We start from the raw sequence: 21227 nt of genomic DNA, 5'->3' as shown, positions 1-21227 counted from the left end.
TGAAGGTGGACTTTCTGCGCCCGGCACACTCGATGGCAGAGATGCTAGCTTTTTGGAGCACTCTAGCTTTAATAGTGATTTTCTGAATGATGTTTGGTTTTCTTCGTTAGAACAATCCGGTGGGTCGGCAGGAAGCGGTAACTATTACCTTGCCCTACATGAAATTGGTCATGCACTTGGTCTGAAGCATTCATTTGAAGAAACCCCGTCAAATGCTAACTTAACACATCAGCACACAATCATGTCCTATACGCTTGCCCCTGGAATGATGATTGATGAAGAAAATTTCTATATACCTTCTGGCCTGCAAATTCTCGACATAGCTGCTTTACAAGAAATTTATGGCCGCAACTACGAAACACGTGGTTTAGATAACGAAGCAACACCTGACGTCAACGAAGCAAATACTACCTATGGTATCAATATGGGCTTCGGCACAGATAAAGACGCACCATTTATTTACACAGTCTGGGATGGTGGCGGAATCGATAAAATTAACGCTTCTGGATATGATGATGGCGTAACTATTGATTTACGGCAGGGACGATTCAGTTCGGTCGGTAAAACTGTGGATTCCAGCTATAATGGCAGCCGTGGAGCAGGATTAGCTGATGACAATCTATCTATATCATTTTTTACCTTGATTGAGAACGTACAGGGAACAGATCAGGCAGACAGTTTGATTGGCAACGCATGGAACAACGTTCTGGCAGGCGGAGACGGCGCGGATAAGATTTATTCGGATGGTAAAGTTTATGATGGCGATCATGGATTTATTGAGGAAAACACGCTGCCGGATACAAACGGTGTTGTGCATCCGTGGGGGCCGGACGGAGTTGCGCCGGAAAAAAACGCAAGCAACAATCCGACGGGAGGCAATGATATCCTTCTTGGCGAAGGTGGCAATGACGAATTCTTCGTCGGAGACAGCAACAATCTGATCCACGGCGGTTTTGTGCGAGAGCATATCAATGCATACAAGGCAGATTGGGATGCAGCAGGACATTTCGGGGCGTTGGTTGATCCTCTGCCGATTGAAGGTGCAGGAAATGACGGCAACGACGCGTTGTCTTACGCGAATTTCGATGGCGGGGTTTATGTTGTTTACCGCAATGAGACCGACACGGAAGGAAACGCGCTACATAACGGCACGGTATCGAAATTCGCAGGGATTGATGCGATCACCGGCCCGTCGAGCGGTCAAGACACGTTTTATTCCATAGAAAAAGTTATCGGTAATGAAGGCTATCAAAACAGGATTTTCGTACAAGGCAGCGCCAATATCATTGAAAATGACGGCTCCGGCTTTATCGGCACCCCCGGCACGTTGAATTTTGACGGGAATTTCACCAGCATCGGCAACGAAGATGGTAATATGACAGCCGATTTGATCGCACCGTCGGGGCGTACAATCGACGGCGGCGGCAATACGGCAGTGCCGGGTGCGGATGCTCGTGACATCCTGTTCTACCATTCAGGCGATATCTTCTGGAACATGGCGGAAAATAGCGCTTATGCCCTTCAAGGTATGTCAGACACAGTCTTCGGTATTGAAGCGGTGTCCGCCGCACAGGCGACGGTTATTCCGTATTTCAACCAGTCGCTGGATTTGCGGGATGCCTCGCAGTTTTCATTTTTTCATGGCGATACCGGGTTTCTTGAACTGCACAGAGGTGCAACGGATATCTCTTATGCGTCGTTTGCAAACGGCATTACCGTGACAATGACGCAAACGCAAAGTGATATCAGCTTTCTGTCATGGCCGGGAGGCATTGAGAATTCTCCCGTCACCGGTCATTTTCTGGATTTGAATATGACAGTGGAACTAAACGATACCCCCTATGTTCACAGTTTGTTTGTTGAAGACCCACGCGCCGCGTTTGGATACGGAGGCACTACGGTAGGAAAGACAGAGTTCCCGTTAATCCCTGTTATTCACGGCACTGAGAATGACGACGCTTTTACATTCCAGCCCTTGAGTTCAAGCATCCCTAATTACGATGAAAATATCAATTTGCGACTAGATCAACCCGGTGCATATGGCATTTCCTTCACACCGGGATTGGGGAACGACACTGTCAGCGCAAGAACTTTAGATTTTACCGCTGTAAAAATCACCTATTCCGGCGGCAATGATGTTTATGATTTGCTTGGCGGTTTCAGAACACGGGTCGTGTTTGATAAAGACCTGACGGCTTCTGATCTTGCCGGTTCGCCCTCCTTTACCGTGAATGAACAAGATCACGTGACACAGATTGTGTTCAATATCAGTGGTGCGGGACAATTGGAGTTGAACGCTATTTCTGCTTCTCTCGGTCTGAACGATATGCTCATAGAATTTTCCGACGGCAGTGGTTATTTCACTGTTGATGAAAGTGGTGTCGACTTTGTCGAAGGAGTGCCCCCCTCCCCACTGACGGAACAGACAGGAACAGCAGCAGCGGATAATTTGGTGGCAAGCGCACTTGTCGCACAGGATATCTATGCACTGGGCGGTAACGATACCATCCATTCCGACGGGCGCGGCCATAATATCTATGGCGGGCCGGGTGTGGATACTTATTCCTTCACTGTCGGACAAGGCACGGGCTTTGACACATTCCACGAATTCGATACGGGCAATATCATCAAACTGGTCGGCGTAACCGACCCGACGCAGTTTGCCTATATTCAGGATGGCAATGATCTGCGCGTTGAGACCGGCAGCGGCTTTATCGTCAAGGACTATTTCAGCAATCCGGCTCTGTTCCAAGAGGTGGAACTGGATGACGGGCGTATTTTTCAACTGGCCGATCTGGTCGCCGGAACGGTCGGCAATACCGGAGAAAGCTATACCGTCGGTGATTTTGACACGATTGAGGGAACGCCCGCTGATGATACTTTTACGCTGACAGGTATTTTCGCAACCGTCTCCGGCCTTGCCGGACATGATGTGTTCCACGGCAATTTCGGCGAGAACAACATCGACGGCGGGGATGGGCTGGATACGCTTGATTACAGAATGTTTGCAAATGACCAGAACGTCATTGCTTCAACAGGAGAAGGAAACGCCTTTATTTTATCTCCCGATGAAACGGAAATTGTCGGCACCGACTGGTTCACAGGGATTGAAAAGCTTGTGACGGGAAACGGCAACGACTCTCTGGGCGGTAGCGCAAATGATGAAATATTCGATGCGGGTGCGGGCGATGATGTCGTTTACACCGGCAGCGGCAATAACCTTGTCATCGGCGGGCTGGGTTTCGATGATTATGACGGCTTTGACGGCATAAAAGATACGCTCTCTTATGCGCATACGACACAAGGGGTCAATATCAACGCGAATTTCAGCAATGCAACAGGTGAGGAAATCGATCAGGACTTCTTTTTCGCTTTTGAGCATTTCATCGGCGGCAGCGGTAATGACTTTTTAAGCGGTGGACGCTGGAGAGATGAAACACTGGAAGGCGGTGCCGGACACGATGTTTACACCGTTTATCTGAACGGAAACGAAACGACGATCATCGACAGTAATGGAGAAAACCTCGACAACAGCGTTCAGCTTTTCGGCTGGAGCGGTACGCAGACGCAAGACATTTCCTTGCAGGATTTACGGGTTGCGCAAGACGGTGATGATTTGATCCTGTCTCATCTCACGACTGGTAGTGCTGTGCGCTTCCAAGACGGGATGAATACACAAACCGTCCGAAACATATCTTACCGTGAGAACGGACAATTTGAAGGCTTTTCCTATGCTGAAATGCTCGCCGCGCTCGATACGGGCGGTATTATCGGTGGAGAAGCACCGAATGAAGCGCCGATTGCGCAGGATGACAGCTTCACAGGCACGGAAGACGCGGCTGTAACAGGCAATGTTCTGGCCGATAACGGCAACGGCGCGGATAGTGATGCGGATGGCGACACTTTGACGGTCACGCCCGCAACGCTGACGACGGCGCAGGGCGGTTCTGTCGTGTTGCTGGCAAACGGCGACTTTACCTACACACCTGCTGCCGATTTCAACGGCGCAGACAGCTTTACTTATACCGTCACTGACGGCAATGGCGGCTCCGATACAGCGACAGTCACGCTTGAAATCGCGCCGGTGAATGATGTGCCGGTTGCGGCGGATGATGTGTTCGTGTTTGATGAAGACACGGTGCTGTCGGGCAATCTGCTGGTCGATAACGGCAACGGCGCAGATAGTGATATTGACGGAGATAATCTTTCCGTTGTCGCGGAAACGATTGTCACGGCGCAAGGCGGGACTGTAGATATTCTCGCCAATGGTGATTTCACCTACACGCCTGCTGAAAACTTCAACGGCGCAGACAGCTTCAGCTATACGCTTGATGACGGCAACGGCGGCACAGCGGTTGGAAACGTCTCTCTGACGGTCAATCCGGTGAATGACGCGCCTTTGGCTGCCGACGATGCTGTAACAACGGATGAAGACACCGCTGTTGTGGTGAATGTGCTGGCCAATGACAGTGATGTTGAAAACGACGTTCTAAGCATTTCTGCCGCGACTGACGGCGCAAACGGCACAGTCACCCATGACGGCACCTCCGTCACCTATACTCCGGATGCCAATTTCTTCGGCGCAGACAGCTTTACCTATACCGTTTCTGACGGCAATGGCGGTCTTGAAACCGCCACGGTCAATGTCACCGTCAATCCGGTCAACGATAATCCCGTTGCCGCTGATGACAGCTTTACGGGCGACGAAGACAGTGTTATCGCCGGTAATGTTCTGGCTGATAACGGCAATGGCGTAGATAGCGATATTGACGGAGATAATCTTTCCGTTGTTGCGGAGACTCTTGACACAGCGCAAGGCGGAACGGTGAATATTCTCGCAAATGGCGATTTTACCTACACCCCTGCTGAAAACTTCAACGGAGCGGACAGCTTCAGCTATACGCTCGACGACGGGAATGGCGGCACAAATACCGGAACGGTTTCTCTGACGATCAATCCGGTCAATGACGCGCCGGTTGCCAATGACGATGTTGCGGTAACGGATGAAGACACGTCTGTTGTGATTGATGTTCTTGCCAATGACAGTGATGTTGAAAATGATGCGCTGTCTGTTTTTGCCGCAAATGACGGCGCAAACGGCACAGTCAGCTTTGACGGTACGTCTGTGACTTACACGCCGAATGCCGGTTTCAGCGGCGCGGACAGCTTCACCTATACCGTTTCTGATGGCAATGGTGGCTTTGATACGGCAACGGTTAATGTCACGGTCAATGCCGTACAAACCAACACCCCACCCGTTGCCAATGATGACGATTTCACGGTCGAGCATGGCAATGCCCTGACCGGAAACGTTCTGGCAGATAACGGACACGGCGCGGACAGCGATGCGGATAATGACAATCTGACCGTTACCGCTGCCGCGATCATGACCCTTGCCGGTGCAACTGTCACAATACTGGCCAATGGCGACTTCACCTATGAAGGCGCGACAGGCTTTGTCGGCACGGACAGCTTTGAATATACGCTTGAAGACGGCAATGGCGGCTTTGATACCGCATTTGCCAGCATCACCGTCACCGCTCCTACAGGCGCGATTGTCGGCGATAATAGCGATGACAGTATTGCAACCGGTATCGGTTCCGATACTGTCTTTGCTGGAGACGGCAACAACACAGTCTCCACAGGTAGCGGCGATGATGCTATCTATGCCGGTAACGGTGATGATAACCTCAACTCCGGCAGTGGTGATGATATTGTCTATGTCAGTGGCGGGGATAATACCGTTCTCTCTGGCTCAGGGAATGATACCGTCACGACTGGAAACGGCGATGATATTATTGAAAGCGGTAGCGGCCATGACGTGATTTCCAGCGGTGCCGGCAATGACGACATCAACTCCGGTAGCGGCGATGACATCATTTATGCCGGAGCAGGCAATGATGTCATCAGTGCAGGAAGCGGTGATGACTTCCTCGCCGGTGGTTTCGGAGCCGATATCATGACCGGTGGCTCTGGCGCAGACACTTTCTACTTTGATAGCGCCGATGCCGTAGACACGATCACAGACTTCTCACTGTTTGATGAAGATGTGCTGAACATTGCTGATTTGCTGACAGGTTTTGACCCGCTGGCGGATGCGCTATCCAACTGGACGAATGTCAGTGAAAGCGGTTCCGACAGCATCCTCAGCGTTGATCAGGATGGTCTTGGTGCTGCTTTCAGCATGACACAGATTGCACTGCTGCAAGGCGAAACCGGCCTCGGCACGGTGGATGATCTGCTGGCAAGCGGGCATTTGGTGATTGCTTAAAGATTTTTGAAACCATTAAGCCGTACCGCCTTCGCGGTACGGCTTTTTCTTGGCCTCTCTACAGAAGCCATAAGCTTTTTCCGCTCTTAGGCTAGGGTTCTCCGCCTACTCTCGCAGTTCTTTGGAATCTTCATTAACTGTGCGACGTGACTTCTCCCGTCTCACATTGACAAGGGAGGTATCAATCATATCCTTTAAATGTGCGGCATAGTGCTTTTCGATCATTTCGACGCTGGTGCGGCAGTTTTTGGCGATTTGATAAATATCCGCCCCTTCCAGAAGGCGGAAACAGATATAGCTATGCCGGAGGCTGTAGGCTGTGCGGGGTTTGCCGTGCCGGTCAAACTTCAGATCATTCTCTGCAAGCAAGTTATTGAACATTTTTTTGAATTCGTTCGGGAAAATTATATCATTTGGCTCTGGTGTCGCGAGCTTCTCTGTCGTCTCACCGTCCTCCGTCGTCACGGTTTTCAGGCGTTCGCGTGACAGAAGGCGCTCAAAAGGATGCACAGCACCAGGCATAGACTTACAATAGCCTACGCCGCGTTTTCCATGCACCTCTATCTCCAGAATACGGTCGCCGCTCCAGTCATCAACAACGATTTCCACATCGCGGAACTGGAGATGCTTCACCTCATCGGGGCGCAAACCGGTGTTTGCCATTAACAGGACAAAGTCATGCAACTGCTCTGCATGCCATTTATAGCGGGGACTTTTCGGATTTTCTGCGTTCTCACGTGTTGCTTTATAAAGCTGCTTATATTCGTTTGGTGTAAACCAAGGGCGATGCTCGACTTTACTTTGACGGCGGTAAGGATCAGAGAGGTTCGGTATCTGTTCGATCCACCCATGGCGATGGGCGGTTTTCAAGATCATACTCAGAGTCACGATTTCGTTATGGATGGTGTTGCGGGCTGGATATTTCCACAGCTTTTGTCCGTCCTCGTCGTTCCAATCCTCCGGCTGCGTCATGCGGTGGGCGCGGTACTCCTGTGCAACCCCGGCGGAAATTTCGGATACAGGCTTGGTGCCAAAATAAGGTAGCAGATGTAATCTAATGCGGTCTTTGTGACCCTGCACCCATTTGGGGCTGCGGTGTCCCTTTGTGACGGCCTCGTACTCTTCCGAGAATTTCTCGGCGGCCTCAGCAAAGCTTTTTTCCTGTTCGAGTTCTCCTGCACGTGCCTTGCCCTTCATTTCCAGATACCAATCCTCGGCAACCTCCTTGGCCAGAGCGAGGCTTGTTTCCTTCGTACTCTTACGGCGCTGAATGCTATTGCCGAAAGATGCGGAACAGTGCCATGCCCCATCTTCAGTGCGACGGAACAACTGGACTTTACCATTGAGTATCTTGTGGGTTTCATTGCTATTTGTTTGTGTTCTGGGGTTTTGGGTCGGTTTTGTCCGGCCAGATGCCGGTCGGTTTTTTCCTGTCAGTTCCAGATACCATGCTTCGGCGACAGCTTTGGCATGGTCGAGTTCTTTCTCTCCTGTGCTTTTACGCTGTTCTTTGCCTTTCCAATAGGTGGCACATTGCCATGTTCCGCCATCAGTGCGGCGGTAAAGGCGGAGCTTTCCTTCCTGTATTTTATGCGTTTCCATGACTGTTTCCTTGTGCGTGCTAATTTGCGCTAGCTACGCGCTAGCCGTTTTTAGGCTATCACAGAGGTATTTCGTCGTCAAATCGGAGCGCTGGAAACAAGAAAAGCCCTTGATAAACAAGGACTTTTTCTTTTTCTGATTGGTTGCGGGGGCAGGATTTGAACCTGCGACCTTCAGGTTATGAGCCTGACGAGCTACCGGGCTGCTCCACCCCGCGATAAATCATAGATGTTCGTCTATGCCGAAAACGCACAAAATTTAAAAAACATTTCATGAGGAAACGCATGCGAACAAGCCGGAGAATAACTGAAAGATTTTCTTTTGGCAATGTAAAAATGGACAAATTGCCGATAAAAATTTAATGCGTGGCGCTACCGGGACGCGGAGCCCAGCGAGCAATTGCCACACCCTTGACGTTCTCAAGCGCCGGAACCCTGTCAACCGTCAGGCGCAAGCGCAACGGACGCGCATTACCCTGGCCGCGGCCTTGCAATGTCACGTTAAAGTCCATATCAATCACCCAGCGGTAACGGCCTTCAACAACACCACGCTGGATAACGACAGGCGCACTGCGCGGCACCATACTGACAACCATCTGCCCTTGCTCCAGCGTTTCAATCAAACGCATTTCCTGCAACATACTGGCAAAACTCTCCCAGCCGTCACGGGTGAAATATTGCGTACTGCTTTGCAGGCGGCGCTGGAAATCATGGAAGCCGAAGCTCATCGTATCCATTGAAGCCTCAACCAACCATGCAAACAGCGCGGAATCCGACAAATTCGTATGATCCAGAGCCGTCAACTGCAGGATACGCCCATCAATTGTCGTTGCAAAAAAGCGGTCATCCGGCCGTGTCTGGAACATATAAAAGATAATCGTAATAATCAGCGCCGCAATAATCACCGCATTGAACAGCGCCATCTGCACCAGCCTGTGGAAACGGTCACGATAGAATTCGGTTTGCAGCTTCTGGCGGTTCAGGGGGGCTTTCGCAGCATCGCCCATTCTTTTCTCGCCGCGCGCCTTGACCTCTTCAATCTGCGCAACGGCCTTTGCCGTTTTTTCCGGAAGCTTTAAAGGCGCAGCGGCAGCTCCGCCGCCCATCTGCTTTTCCATTTCCTTATCATCAACGGGCGCAGGCGCGGCAGGTTGCCCTTCCGCAACGGGCTGTGTTTCCGCAGCATCCGGCGCAGCCGTTCCCGCATCTTGTGCAGCTGCTGGCGCGGCATCAGACGGATCAGCAGGTGCTGTATCAGCAGGCGGCGTACCGCCCTCAGCCGTTGCCGCCGGCGGTGCCTGATCGGCAGCCATTGCGGCATTCATGCCAAAACCGCTCGCTTGCGGTGCGGCAGCGCCTGTCTCTTCCGAAGACTGCTGTGCCGGATCCTGTTGTTGCTCCCTGCTTTGCATGCTGTTTAAATACCGTTATTTATTCGTTTTTCTATAAAGATTTCTTCTGCAGCATCTATCAGCCGCGCAATCCAGTTTTTTTAGTCTAGCATGCGCGCCTAAAAACACAAGAGCCAGCTGTGCATTTATCACTGCGGCTCTTTGTCTTTGATTATAAGCATCAAATCCTTATAAAAGCGTTAAAAAATCAGCCGGTGATTTCCGTTTCACTGAAAAAGAAACGAATTTCATTCTGCGCATTTTCCGCACTGTCGGAACCGTGAACGGAATTTGCTTCAATTGATTCAGCGAAATCACGACGGATCGTGCCCTCGGCAGCATTCGCCGGATTGGTTTCCCCCATAACTTTACGGTTCAGGGCAACCGCGCCGTCTGCTTCCAGAACCTGCACAACAACCGGACCGGAGATCATAAACTCGACCAGATCATTATAAAACGGGCGCTCTTTATGTACTTCATAGAATTTTTCAGCCTGAGCGCGGGTCAAATGCAGGCGCTTTTGGGCGATGATTTTCAACCCGGCATCTTCCAGACGCGCATTGATTTTACCTGTCAGGTTACGGCGCGTTGCATCAGGCTTAATAATCGACAGTGTTCTTTCGACACCCATTTCTTGTCTCCTTCAAAACTGTTTTTTGTCTTTATTGCATTGTTGTTGTTTGTTTTTTAAAGGCATCAAGCCTTTGCGCCCCGATATATACCAGCTATCACGGGAAACGCAACAGTAAAATCATCCGTTTTAGCGGTCAAAAACCTTAAAAAGGCATATCCTCCGTCATCCGCGTCAACAGCCGTGACAGGAAACGCTCGCATTTTGTGACCTGCTCAACCGTAATGAACTCGTTGGGACGGTGCGCCTGTTCAATACTGCCGGGCCCGCAGACAATGGTCGGCACACCGGCTGCATGGAAAATGCCCGCCTCTGTGCCAAAGCTGACCTTCTCCGCCTGATTGGCGCCCGTCAGACTCTGCACAAACAGCACAGCCGGATCACTGTTATCAATGCTAAAACCCGGGATACTGACTTCCTCCTGCAAGGTAATCCCCGTTTGCGGGTCGATATCCTTCATATGCGGTTCCAGATGGCGCCATGCGTAATTCTTGATTTCGTCTACGATTTCAGCCGGGTCTTGATCGGGAATCGAGCGGATCTCCAACTCAAACTCACATTTATTCGGCACAATATTCAGCGCCGTACCACCATGCATCACGCCGACATGCACCGTTGTGCACGGCGGATCGAATTCGCTGTTGAACGGCCCTTCTTTTTGCAGACGGCGGGCAATGGATTTGATATGCGCCACCAGCTCCGCCCCGTATTCCACAGCATTGACGCCGTAAGGAGACAGAGATGAGTGGCATTCCTTGCCGTGAATATGGCAGCGGTAGTCGCAAACACCTTTATGGCCGGTAATCGGCTTCATGCTGGTCGGCTCGCCGACAATGCACAGCTTCGGCTTGATATGCTGATGTCCGATATGGGCGGCAATGCCGTGCGCGCCAAGGCATCCGACTTCTTCATCATAAGACAGCGCGAAATGCACCGGTGCTTTCAGCCCCGCATCCAGCATTTCCGGCAGTTTTGCCAGCGCCACGGCGATAAAGCCCTTCATATCGGACGTACCGCGCCCGTAGAGCATGCCGTTCTGTTCGCGCATCGTAAAGGGATCGCTATCCCAGTCCTGCCCTTCCACCGGCACAACATCCGTATGCCCCGACAGCATAACGCCCGGCACATCCGCAGGGCCGACGCTCGCGTAAAGATTGGCCTTTTTCTTTTGTGCATCATAGATCAGCTCGGAGTCGATGCCGTAACCGTCCAGATAATCCCGCACAAAATTAATCAGCTCCAGATTCGAAAGATGGCTGGTGGTATCAAAACCGATCAGCTTTGCCAGCATTTCCTTGCTGTCCAGCTGTGCTTTGCTGTTTAATTGCGCCTTTGCCATTCTGCCCTTTACCCTGTCTGCCGCACTGCCCGCGGCTTTAAAGTCTATACGGATTTGCTAATATGTTTATAACAATTTGCTTGATGCTGCCAAGCAGTTTCTGTACAGTAACCCGCAAATCAGAAGCGAAACATTCTTTGAGACATCCGGCGAAAGGGGATTATCCCGTGAAGCGACATTCTGCCCTGTCAGTTATGGCCTTATTGGCAATTATTCTGTCTTTTACCGCGACCGGAAACGCCTACGCCTCCCGCTGTTATAACACCAGCCAGTTCGAGGCGGAGCAAGGCTTGCGTATCCATAGCGAACTGATGGTCATCGGCCTGACATGCCAGCTGATTCCCGGCTATAGCGGCCTTTACGGCCAGTATCAACAATTCACGCATAAAAACCGCACCTTGATCGCGGATTACGAAAACCGCCTGATCAATTTTTACAAAACCCGCGGCAGCGGCGAGCCAACAAAGAAACTGCACACGCTGCGCACCGATATTGCCAATGAAATTTCCCAGCATGCCATCACGATGAGCGTCACCAGCTTCTGCAATCATTTCAGCCCCCGCCTTGAGCGTGCTTTGAGTATGGATCAAGCAACGCTGCAACGCTGGGCGCGCCAGATCTGGCCTGACCAGAAAACCAGCACACCGCTGTGCCGTCAGGACGAAGCCGCGCTGATCAAAGAAGCTTCTGCCAGACCGCGCACAACGCCGGAACGCAAATATATCCGCCGTTAACGCCGCGATATAGCTATGCGGGATTTTATCACAAGCCTGATGCAGGACATGACGCCGGACGAAAAGATCGGCCAGCTTAATCTCATCATCCCCACAGATTTCACCAATACGGGTGCCGTTATCAATGCCAATGCGGAAAATAAAATCCGCGACGGGCTGGCAGGCGGCATCTTCGGTATTTATACGCCGGAAAAAATCCTGCCCTATCAAAAAATCGCCGCGGAAGAATCGCGCCTGAAAATTCCGCTGCTCTGCGGGCTGGATGTTATTCACGGCCATAAAACGATTTTTCCGCTACCGCTGGCGCTGTCCTGCAGCTGGGATATGGCACTGATTGAAAAAACGGCGCAGATTGCCGCACGTGAATCCGCTGCGGACGGTCTAAACTGGGTGTTTTCACCGATGGTCGACATCGCCCGCGACCCGCGCTGGGGACGCATTGCCGAAAGCGCGGGGGAAGACCCGTATCTGGGGGCGGAAATCGCCAAAGCGATGGTGCGCGGCTATCAGGGCGGCGACCTTGCCGGAGATAAAACCGTCATGGCCTGCGTCAAACATCTGGCCAATTACGGTGCGGCGGAAGGCGGACGCGAATATAACACCACCGACATGAGTCGCGTACGTATGTATGAAAGCTACTTCCCGCCCTATCAGGCGGCAATCGAAGCAGGCTGCGGCAGCGCCATGAGCTCCTTTAATGATATCGATTCCGTCCCCGCCTCCGCCAATAAATGGCTGATGAGCGATGTGTTGCGCGGTCAGTGGGGCTTTGACGGTTTCGTCGTCTCTGATTATACCGCCATCAATGAAATGATTCTGCACGGTATCGGCGATTTAAAAACCTGCGCCGCCCGTGCCCTTTCCGCCGGAACCGATATGGATATGGTCGGTGAGGCATTTTTGACAACACTGAAAGCGTCACTGGAAGATGACAGTGTCACGATGGACGACATCGACACGGCCTGCCGCCGTATTCTGGAAGCGAAATACAAGCTGGGCCTGTTCGATGACCCGTACCGCTATCTGGACACCGCCCGCCCTGCCGCTGAAATTCTGACCGCAGAACATCGCGCCGCCGCACGCGATGCCGTCACAAAATCCTGCGTCTTGCTGAAGAATGACGGTCAATTGCTGCCGCTGAAAAAATCCGGCAGCATTGCCCTGATCGGCCCGCTGGCCGATGACCGCCGCAATCAGCCCGGCACATGGAGCGTTGCGGCAAACTGGGAGGACTGCATTTCTCTGAAAACAGGGATTGAAAATGTCGCGGGCGGCGATGTGACCGTGCGGCACGCCAAAGGCGCGAATATCACGGATGACCCCGTCTTGGCGGAACGTCTGAATGTCTTTGGTATGACGGTCGAAATCGACCCGCGCCCGCCGGAAGAGATGATTGCCGAGGCCGTGGAGATTGCCGCAAAATCCGATGTCATCGTGGCCGTGCTGGGCGAAGCCAAGGAAATGTCGGGCGAGGCCTCCAGCCGGACGGATATTTCCCTGCCGCCCGAACAACAGCGCCTGCTGGATGCGCTTTGCAAAACAGGCAAACCTGTCGTGCTGGTGCTGATGGGCGGTCGTCCGCTGACAATCGGCAAGGAACACGCTGCTGTTGATGCGCTGCTGATGGCATGGTATGGCGGCACGGAAGCCGGAAACGGTCTGGCCGATCTGCTGTTCGGCGATGCCGTACCGTCGGGCAAGCTGACGGCAAGCTTTCCGCATCATGTCGGGCAGATTCCCGTTTATTACGCGCATAAAAATACAGGTCGTCCGGTCACAGGAGATGCGATGGAAAAATTCCGTTCCCGCTATCTGGATGCGCCGAACGATCCGCTGTTTCCCTTCGGCTTCGGATTGTCCTATACGGAATTTTCCTATGGCGACCTGACGCTGGACAAAACAGAGCTGTCCGGCACGGATGACGTGTTGACCGCCCGCATTGCCGTGACCAATACCGGCGCTTATGATGGCGCGGAAATTGTGCAGCTTTATATCACCGATCCTGTCGCCGACATCGCCCGCGCCGTGATGGATTTAAAAGCATTCCAAAAAATCTTCATCCCGAAGGGCGAAACGCGCGAAGCCGTCTTTACCGTGACGACAGAACAGTTGAAATTCTACAACAGCAATCTGGAACATGTCTGGGAACCGGGGGAATTCATTATCCGCATTGGTGCAAATGCCCATGATCTGACATCCGCAAGCGTCAACTGGCAATAAGTCTTGGTGAAAACCGTCGCAATATGTTAATATATAGCCATGTCCAAAAAAGACTTTAAAAACCGCGCCGCCAAAAAAAGGCTCAGCGATGATGAACTGCTCGACCTTGTGCAGCGGCAGACACTGAAATATTTCTGGGATTTCGGTCATCCTGATTGCGGCATGGCGCGGGAGCGCAGCAATGCTGACAGCGCAGATTTCCCCTATGATCTTGATACGGTCACAACAGGCGGCACGGGTTTCGGCATCATGGGTATGATTGCCGGAGCGGAACGCGGCTTTCTTGAAAAAGACGAGGTCAGAGACCGCGTTAGAAAAATTACAGATTTTCTTGAAAAGTCAGATAAATTTCACGGCGTGTTTCCGCATTTCCTTGATGGTAAAACCGGCAAAGCCGTTGCCTTTTCAGAGAAAGACAATGGCGGCGATCTGGTCGAAACCTCTTTTCTGATGATGGGGCTGCTGACCGCGCGACAGTATTTTTCCGGCGACACGGCTGAAGAAACCGCATTACGCGACAAGATCAATAAATTATGGGAGGCTGTTGAATGGGATTGGCACACAAGCGCCGATCCTGAAAAGCTGCTCTGGCATTGGAGCCCCGACCATGATTTCGAGATGGGTCTACCGCTGGAAGGCTGGAATGAAGCACTTGTTACGCATGTACTGGCTTTTTCCTCTCCGACGCATCCCGTAGACAAAAAAATCTATGATGAACACTGGCCGTCAGGCGCCCATTTCAAAAACGGACAAAACCGCGACGGTATCGACCTGCCGCTGGGACCGCCGGAGGGCGGGCCGCTGTTTTTTGCGCATTATTCCTTCCTTGGTATTGCGCCGAAGGACTTAAAAGACAAACATGCCGATTACTGGGAACAAAACCGCAACCACACTTTGACCAACCGTACGCATTGCATCAACAATCCGCATGGTTATCAGGGTTACGGCGAAAACTGCTGGGGGCTGACGGCCGGCGATAATCACGAAGGCTATGCCGCACATTCCCCGACGGAAGACAAAGGTGTGATTACACCGACGGCAGCGATCTCCTCCCTGCCCTATACGCCGCAGGAATCAATGCAGGTGCTGCGCCATCTTTATGAAGACCTCGGTGATAAACTCTGGGGACCTTACGGTTTTTATGACGGATTTAACGAAAGCAAAAACTGGACTGCCGACAGCTATCTCGCCATTGATCAGGGGCCGATTGTCGTGATGATCGAAAATCACCGTTCCGGCCTGCTATGGGATTTGTTCATGAGCTGCCCGGAAGTCAAACACGGTATGAAAGGGCTCGGTTTTTCCGGCCCGCATCTGGATGATGCCGCCGCCAAACCCGCCCCGCAAAAGCCGCCAAAACCTTCCCGGCCCTGACGATATCCGTCTTGACAAAGCCACCGCGCACTCTATGCTGGATGTGAATAGGCTTGAAATAACAAAAACTTAACGGATATACCCCGCATGTTCTCCCCGCGCTTTTGGATCCGGCTTTGTGCCGCACTGCTCTTCTCTGCTTTTCTTTTCCCGCTGCATGCCGCCGCGCAGACAAGCACGGAATCCCGCCTGACCGCATTGCAAAGCGATCTGCAGGAAAAGCAGGCCGAACTTGAATCCTTTGATCTCCTGCTGACGCAAGAGGGGCTGACGAACAAGCAGCTGAACAAGGCACGCGATAATCTGCGCCTGCTGCGCGACCATTTTCAGGCGGTTGATGATGAAATCACCCCTTTGCATGAAACCGCGCTGGCGGATGTCAGCGATTTGGGAGAGCCGCCCGCCCCTGCCGCAGAAGGCGAAACACCGGCGCCGGAACCTGACGGCATACGCGCATTACGCGCCCAGCTGACGGATAAGGCACATGCGCTGGAGGCAACGCTCAAACTTGCCGAGGCATCCCATGCCAAGACCTTGCGCTCTCTGGAGCGGATTACCGCCCTTAGGCGCGGCATGTTCGTCAGCCGGCTGATGGAACGCCAGACTCTGCCTTTTGATCTGGGACTGTGGAAAACCGGCCATACCGCAATGATGGAATTGCAAAAAAAGATTGCCACGCTTATCCACAACACCATCTGGCAAGAAAACCATATGAAAATCGCGCTGCTGATTGCCGCGCTTTTGATCGGCGGCAGCACAATATCCATGCGCCGCTTTTTGCGCGCAAAACTCGCCGACCATCCGGAGGATAGTGTCTACACACCCTTTGCGCTGGCCAGCCTTGCCACCATCATCCCTTTTTGCGGCATTCTGATTGCGCTGTTTATTGTGTTTCAGGCACTCAGCGTTGCACCCGATCTTGACCAGATTGCGCTTGATTTCGCAAAACGGGTGCTGTTGCTGACGGCGCTGGCGATTTTTCTGACCACCGCCGCCCGCAATCTGGCGATTGCCGGAAATATCCGCAAGGCCATGAAATGGCTGCTGATCCTTTCCGGCCTGTTATACGGTGCCGATTCCGTTTTGATGGAATACGGGCGCATTTCCGGCTCACCGATTGAAATGATTGTCGCACACAGCTATGTCTTCAGCAGCATTTTCGCCTGTTTTCTGCTGGTTTTCTCTTCGATGACATTGCGCTCCAAAAGCGAACGCGCACGGTTTTTTCTGCCGAAAAAAATCTTTTACCTGTTTCCCCTTGCCGGCGTATTTATTCTGGCGGCCAATGTTTTCGGCTATGTTTCACTGACGCGCTATCTCAGCACGCAAATCGCTCTGGTCGGTTTCTTCCTGACCTTTGTCCTGATGCTGCGCGGCAGTCTGCGCCCGTCACTGTATCAGCTGGATGCCTTTGTGCATCGCGGGCTGGGCGGCACACCGGATGACGCACAAGCGGCGGCACCCGCACCGGAAGTGAAAGATGAAAAACTGGTTTTCTTTTGGGCCTCCCTGACGCTGGATATGTTTTTGGTTCTACTCAGCATCCCTGTCTTTGCCGGCATGTTCGGCACGGAATGGCTGGAAATCAAGGAATGGGGTATCAAGGCTTTTTACGGCGTGCAAATCGGCGGCATGAATATTTCGATTGCAAAAATCTCGCTGTCGATTGTCGTGTTCTTTATGCTGCTGTTCCTGACACGGTCACTGCAGCGCGTGCTGGGGCAGCGGATTCTGCCAAAAACCAAAATCGAGGATTCCGTCCGTAGCTCGCTGGTGCAAATTCTGGGCTATGCCGGAACGATTATCGCGCTATTTGCGGGGCTCTCGGCCTTCGGCTTTAACCTGACCAATCTGGCGCTGATCGCCGGCGCGCTCTCCGTCGGTATCGGTTTCGGCTTGCAAAGTATCGTCAATAATTTCGTCTCGGGCCTGATTCTATTGTTCGAGCGCCCGATCAAAACCGGTGACTGGGTTGTCGTTGCCTCGGGCGAAGGCATTGTCAAAAGCATCAATGTCCGTTCGACGGAAATCGAAACCTTTGACCGCACCTCGATCATTGTCCCGAATTCGGAGCTGATTTCCTCCTCCGTCAAGAACTGGACGCATAGCGACAAAATCGGCCGGGTTGTTATTCCCGTCGGTGTCTCCTACAGCGCCGACCCGAAAACCGTGCATGATATTCTGCTGGCCTGCGCCGAGAAAAACCCGCATACGCTAAAAAATCCCGCGCCAACCGTCGTGTTTAAAGACTTTGGTGATAGCGCGCTGATTTTTGATCTGCGCTTTTTCATCCGCAATATCGGTGACGTGTTCAAAGCGCAAACACTGGCACGGTTCGACATCTGGTACGCCCTGAAAGAAAACAATATCGAAATTCCGTTCCCGCAGCGCGATCTGCATATCCGCTCGGATGCGACCAAAACCGCACCGCGCAAAACAGCCGCGAAAAAGAAAAAGGCCTAAAGCAGGAAAAGAATAAAGACAATCCAGCCCAGCGTCCGGTTGGAGCGAAATATTTTCAGACAGCTTTCAGGCTCATCCGTCCGCCAGACGACAAGCTGCCAGAGCAGGTGCAGCCCCGGCAACAGCATCAGCCAGGCATGGGTAAAGACAATCAGCGACGCCGCCGTCCAGAACAGCCATGCCAGCACATAGAACAACCCGACCAGCGGCTTGCTGTGTTTGCCGAACAGCCGCGCGGTGGATTTCAGCCCCAGCCGCGCATCATCTTCCTTGTCCTGATGGGCGTAAATCGTATCATAGCCGATCGTCCAGCAGATACAGCCGATATAAATAAAGATCGCCGTCCATGCCAGCGTTCCCGTTACCGCCGCCCAGCCCATCAAAGCGCTGATATTAAAGACCAGTCCCAGCCCCAGCTGCGGCCACCATGTCACACGCTTCAGCAGCGGATAAAGACAAATCGGCAGCACACTGGCCACGCCGATCATAATGGTGAAATGGTTTAATTGCAGCAGCAACAGCAGCCCCAGCAGGAATTGCAGCCCTGCAAATCCCAGCGCCTGTTTCAATGTCACGGTGCCGGCGGCCAGCGGGCGTGTTTGCGTCCGCTCCACGCCGCCGTCGATATCACGGTCCCAAATATCATTCACGGTACATCCCGCGCCGCGCACCAGAAAAGCGCCAGCCGCAAAAATCAGAAAAAGCCGCAGCATGTCCCATTGCAGCAGATTGCCGGTGACGCCGCCCGAGGCCAGCGCCAGCGTCCACCAGCCGGGGAACAACACCAGCCATGTCCCGATCGGACGATCCCAGCGCGCCAGATGCGCATAAGGGCGCAACTGTTTTGCGAGGCAGGCATCAACAAAAGTTTTGCCCGTCATATCGGTATGTGCTACATCCTTTTTATGCTTACGCGTCATCGTGATGAAAAGAACCTTACCAGATTGTTTATCCCGCAGGATTTCGTTCCCGAGGGTACATGCGATCTGTCCGAAAATCAAATCCATTATCTGCGCAATGTGCTGCGGCTTTCCCCCGATGCGCCCTTGCGCGTTTTTAACGGCAAGGATGGAGAATGGCGCGCAACGCTTTTAGAAATAGGCAAAAAACGCGGCTCAATTCTTCTTGATGCACCATTAAGGGAACAAATTTCCGCCCCCGATATCTGGGCGGTATTTGCGCCGATAAAAAAAACGCGGCTGGATTTCATCACCGAAAAAGCCACGGAACTGGGCGCAACGAAACTGATCCCCGTGATGACGGATCACTGTGTTAATGCCCGCATCAATACCGCCCGTATGGAGGCGCAAGTGATTGAAGCCGCCGAACAATGCGAGCGCCTCGATGTTCCTGACGTGTCCGGTTTAATACCGCTGGCCAAGCTCTTGGAAACATGGCCAAAAACCCGCACCCTGATTATCTGCGCCGAAAGCGGCGACGCGCTGCCGTTTGCCGCAGCCGTCAAACAGGCCGGAGATGCGCCGCTGGCAGTACTGACGGGACCGGAAGGCGGCTTTTCCGATGCCGAGCTGACACTTCTCGCCGCACAGGATTTTACCGTCATGGCCGATCTCGGCCCCCGCATCCTGCGTGCCGAAACCGCCCTGCTCGCAGCCCTCGCCGGACTGCAATTAACACAAGGCTAAACCGCAGAATCAGGTTGCATTTTCACGCGACTCTGACTAGAGTGCGGTGCTATGGAAGAGACAGAAGAAAAACAGCGTCCCGCACGGGAACACCGCCATCCGGAAAAACGCAACCGTCCGGATAATCCGATCCAGAGGAAACCCTCCTGGATCCGCGTCAAGGCACCCGTTTCCAAGCAGTATCACGAAACGCATAAAATCATGCGCAACCTGAACCTGACAACGGTTTGTGAAGAAGCCGCCTGCCCGAATATCGGCGAATGCTGGACGAAAAAACACGCCACATTCATGATTTTGGGCGAGGTTTGCACCCGCGCCTGTTCCTTCTGCAATGTTGCGACAGGTCGCCCTGACAAGCTTGACCCCTATGAGCCGTTGCGCATCGGTGTTGCCGTTGAAAAAATGGGCTTGAAACATGTGGTCGTCACCTCGGTTGACCGTGACGATTTGCCTGATGGCGGCGCGGATCATTTCGTCAAAACCATTGCCGCCATCCGCATGAAATCACCGGGGACAACCGTTGAAATTTTAACGCCCGATTTCCGCGATAAAAACGGTGCAGCAAAGCTGATCGCCGATGCCCGCCCCGATGTGTTCAATCACAATCTGGAAACCGTGCCGCGGCTGTATCCGTCCATCCGCCCCGGCTCACGCTATTTCACATCGCTGTCGCTGCTTCAGGAAATCAAAAAACAGGATCCGTCCATCTTTACCAAATCCGGCATCATGGTCGGTCTTGGCGAAAGCCGCGAGGAAGTCATGCAGGTCATGGATGATCTGCGCGCCGCCGATGTCGATTTCATGACCATCGGGCAATATCTGCAGCCGACCAAAAAACATGCGGCGGTACAGAAATTCGTGACACCGGATGAATTTGACGATTACGCCCGTCTGGCGCGTGCCAAAGGCTTTTTGATGGTTGCCTCCTCACCGCTGACACGCTCATCCTATCATGCCGATTCCGATTTCGAGGAACTGCGCGCCGCGCGAGAGAAACAGCTGCAACAGGCGCATGCCTAAACATACGGCAGTACGGGTTGTTCCCTATGCGCAGCAGCGCATTTTTGATGCCATGATGGATATCGAAAAATACCCCGATGTCTTGCGCTTCATTAAATCTCTGAAAATTACTGACCGCAGCGAAGACAGCCTCACCGCCCGCGTCGCCGTCGGTATCGGGCCGTTGTCTTTTTCCTATACTTGTCTGATTACCGCCCTGCCGCATAGCGTCATTGAAGTCACCGCCGTCAAAGGGCCGTTTAAAAATCTCTATGCGAAATGGGATTTTAAACCTGTTTCGGACAGCGAAACCGAAGTCACCTGTTTTCTGGACGCGGAATTCCAGTCACGTATGATGGAAATGGCGGGCGGGCAGATTTTTGCCCATCAGTTTCAAAATGCCGTCGCCGTCTTCGAACGCTATCTCAAGCGGCAGGACCGCAGAAAAAGAACGAACTGAGAAAGGGAAACTCTACGATGAAAGAAAATTCTACCGCACCGTTCTTAATCGGTTTCGGCACAGGCTTTCTATTGGCTGTGATCAACGCGATCGTATTA

At 52.6% G+C, this 21227-nt stretch carries 13 protein-coding genes and 1 tRNA gene; 8 read left to right on the top strand and 6 right to left on the bottom strand.

The genetic code is table 11. The features are described 5' to 3' along the window. The first annotated feature begins 241 nt into the window (after positions 1-241). Entirely contained in the window at positions 242-6271 is a 6030-nt protein-coding gene (locus HND56_05110) for a tandem-95 repeat protein (GenBank protein QKK05103.1), read from the top strand. Between the two features lie 105 nt (positions 6272-6376). Here HND56_05110 and HND56_05105 read toward each other — a convergent pair whose 3' ends face one another. The 5 genes from HND56_05105 to argE form a co-directional block, all read right to left on the bottom strand. Next, on the bottom strand, positions 6377-7873 hold the full coding sequence (locus HND56_05105) for a site-specific integrase (protein ID QKK05102.1): 1497 nt from the start codon (positions 7871-7873) through the stop codon (positions 6377-6379). Positions 7874-8013: 140 nt separating this feature from the next. Continuing rightward, a tRNA-Met gene (locus tag HND56_05100) sits at positions 8014-8090 on the bottom strand. Positions 8091-8231: 141 nt separating this feature from the next. Further along, positions 8232-9284: a DotI/IcmL/TraM family protein gene (locus tag HND56_05095; GenBank protein ID QKK05101.1), complete on the bottom strand. Its 1053-nt coding sequence runs from the start codon at positions 9282-9284 to the stop codon at positions 8232-8234. A gap of 187 nt (positions 9285-9471) precedes the next feature. Next, positions 9472-9894: a nucleoside-diphosphate kinase gene (gene ndk / locus HND56_05090; protein ID QKK05100.1), complete on the bottom strand. Its 423-nt coding sequence runs from the start codon at positions 9892-9894 to the stop codon at positions 9472-9474. Between the two features lie 145 nt (positions 9895-10039). Continuing rightward, complete coding sequence (argE, locus tag HND56_05085) at positions 10040-11233, bottom strand: acetylornithine deacetylase (protein QKK05099.1); 1194 nt, start codon at positions 11231-11233, stop codon at positions 10040-10042. Between the two features lie 167 nt (positions 11234-11400). Between argE and HND56_05080 the strand changes: the two genes are divergently transcribed. From HND56_05080 to HND56_05065, 4 genes are all read left to right on the top strand, one after another. Further along, positions 11401-11967 carry a hypothetical protein gene (locus HND56_05080; protein QKK05098.1) on the top strand — a complete coding sequence of 189 codons (567 nt, stop codon included), beginning with the start codon at positions 11401-11403 and terminating at the stop codon, positions 11965-11967. Between the two features lie 15 nt (positions 11968-11982). Beyond that, a complete protein-coding gene (gene bglX, locus HND56_05075) occupies positions 11983-14187 on the top strand; it encodes a beta-glucosidase BglX (protein ID QKK05097.1) in 2205 nt (734 codons plus the stop codon). A gap of 39 nt (positions 14188-14226) precedes the next feature. Next, complete coding sequence (locus HND56_05070) at positions 14227-15561, top strand: DUF3131 domain-containing protein (GenBank protein ID QKK05096.1); 1335 nt, start codon at positions 14227-14229, stop codon at positions 15559-15561. Between the two features lie 87 nt (positions 15562-15648). Next, positions 15649-18024 carry a mechanosensitive ion channel family protein gene (locus HND56_05065; protein QKK05095.1) on the top strand — a complete coding sequence of 792 codons (2376 nt, stop codon included), beginning with the start codon at positions 15649-15651 and terminating at the stop codon, positions 18022-18024. Here the strand turns inward: HND56_05065 and HND56_05060 are convergent. After that, positions 18021-18944 carry a 4-hydroxybenzoate octaprenyltransferase gene (locus tag HND56_05060; GenBank protein QKK05094.1) on the bottom strand — a complete coding sequence of 308 codons (924 nt, stop codon included), beginning with the start codon at positions 18942-18944 and terminating at the stop codon, positions 18021-18023. The genes HND56_05065 and HND56_05060 overlap by 4 nt on opposite strands. Before the next feature lie 24 nt (positions 18945-18968). Between HND56_05060 and HND56_05055 the strand changes: the two genes are divergently transcribed. From HND56_05055 to HND56_05045, 3 genes are read left to right on the top strand one after another with little or no spacing between them, the layout of a single operon-like run. After that, positions 18969-19670, top strand: coding sequence for a 16S rRNA (uracil(1498)-N(3))-methyltransferase (locus HND56_05055; protein ID QKK05093.1), 702 nt, complete (start codon positions 18969-18971; stop codon positions 19668-19670). 51 nt (positions 19671-19721) lie between these two features. Then, the gene (gene lipA, locus HND56_05050) at positions 19722-20690 is read left to right on the top strand and encodes a lipoyl synthase (GenBank protein ID QKK05092.1); all 969 of its coding nucleotides are present in this window, start codon (positions 19722-19724) and stop codon (positions 20688-20690) included. After that, positions 20683-21129 (top strand): type II toxin-antitoxin system RatA family toxin, encoded by a 447-nt coding sequence (locus HND56_05045; protein QKK05091.1) that lies wholly within the window; start codon positions 20683-20685, stop codon positions 21127-21129. The genes lipA and HND56_05045 overlap by 8 nt, the downstream gene beginning before the upstream one ends. The last annotated feature ends 98 nt before the right edge of the window (positions 21130-21227 follow it).

The sequence above is a fragment of the Pseudomonadota bacterium genome, assembly GCA_013285465.1.
Lineage (GTDB): Bacteria > Pseudomonadota > Alphaproteobacteria > Micavibrionales > CSBR16-224 > CSBR16-224.
The sequence above is the reverse complement of the archived record's forward strand: the minus strand, read 5'-3'. Positions and strand labels throughout refer to the sequence as shown.

What these genes read in the sequence shown, in the direction of transcription:
- HND56_05110 (QKK05103.1), top strand. Translation starts at nt 242, where the DNA reads ATGTCCTATACGCTTGCCCCTGGAATGATGATTGATGAAGAAAATTTC.
- HND56_05105 (QKK05102.1), bottom strand. Translation starts at nt 7,873, where the DNA reads ATGGAAACGCATAAAATACAGGAAGGAAAGCTCCGCCTTTACCGCCGC.
- HND56_05095 (QKK05101.1), bottom strand. Translation starts at nt 9,284, where the DNA reads ATGCAAAGCAGGGAGCAACAACAGGATCCGGCACAGCAGTCTTCGGAA.
- ndk (QKK05100.1), bottom strand. Translation starts at nt 9,894, where the DNA reads ATGGGTGTCGAAAGAACACTGTCGATTATTAAGCCTGATGCAACGCGC.
- argE (QKK05099.1), bottom strand. Translation starts at nt 11,233, where the DNA reads ATGGCAAAGGCGCAATTAAACAGCAAAGCACAGCTGGACAGCAAGGAA.
- bglX (QKK05097.1), top strand. Translation starts at nt 11,983, where the DNA reads ATGCGGGATTTTATCACAAGCCTGATGCAGGACATGACGCCGGACGAA.
- HND56_05070 (QKK05096.1), top strand. Translation starts at nt 14,227, where the DNA reads ATGTCCAAAAAAGACTTTAAAAACCGCGCCGCCAAAAAAAGGCTCAGC.
- HND56_05065 (QKK05095.1), top strand. Translation starts at nt 15,649, where the DNA reads ATGTTCTCCCCGCGCTTTTGGATCCGGCTTTGTGCCGCACTGCTCTTC.
- HND56_05060 (QKK05094.1), bottom strand. Translation starts at nt 18,944, where the DNA reads ATGACGCGTAAGCATAAAAAGGATGTAGCACATACCGATATGACGGGC.
- lipA (QKK05092.1), top strand. Translation starts at nt 19,722, where the DNA reads ATGGAAGAGACAGAAGAAAAACAGCGTCCCGCACGGGAACACCGCCAT.
- HND56_05045 (QKK05091.1), top strand. Translation starts at nt 20,683, where the DNA reads ATGCCTAAACATACGGCAGTACGGGTTGTTCCCTATGCGCAGCAGCGC.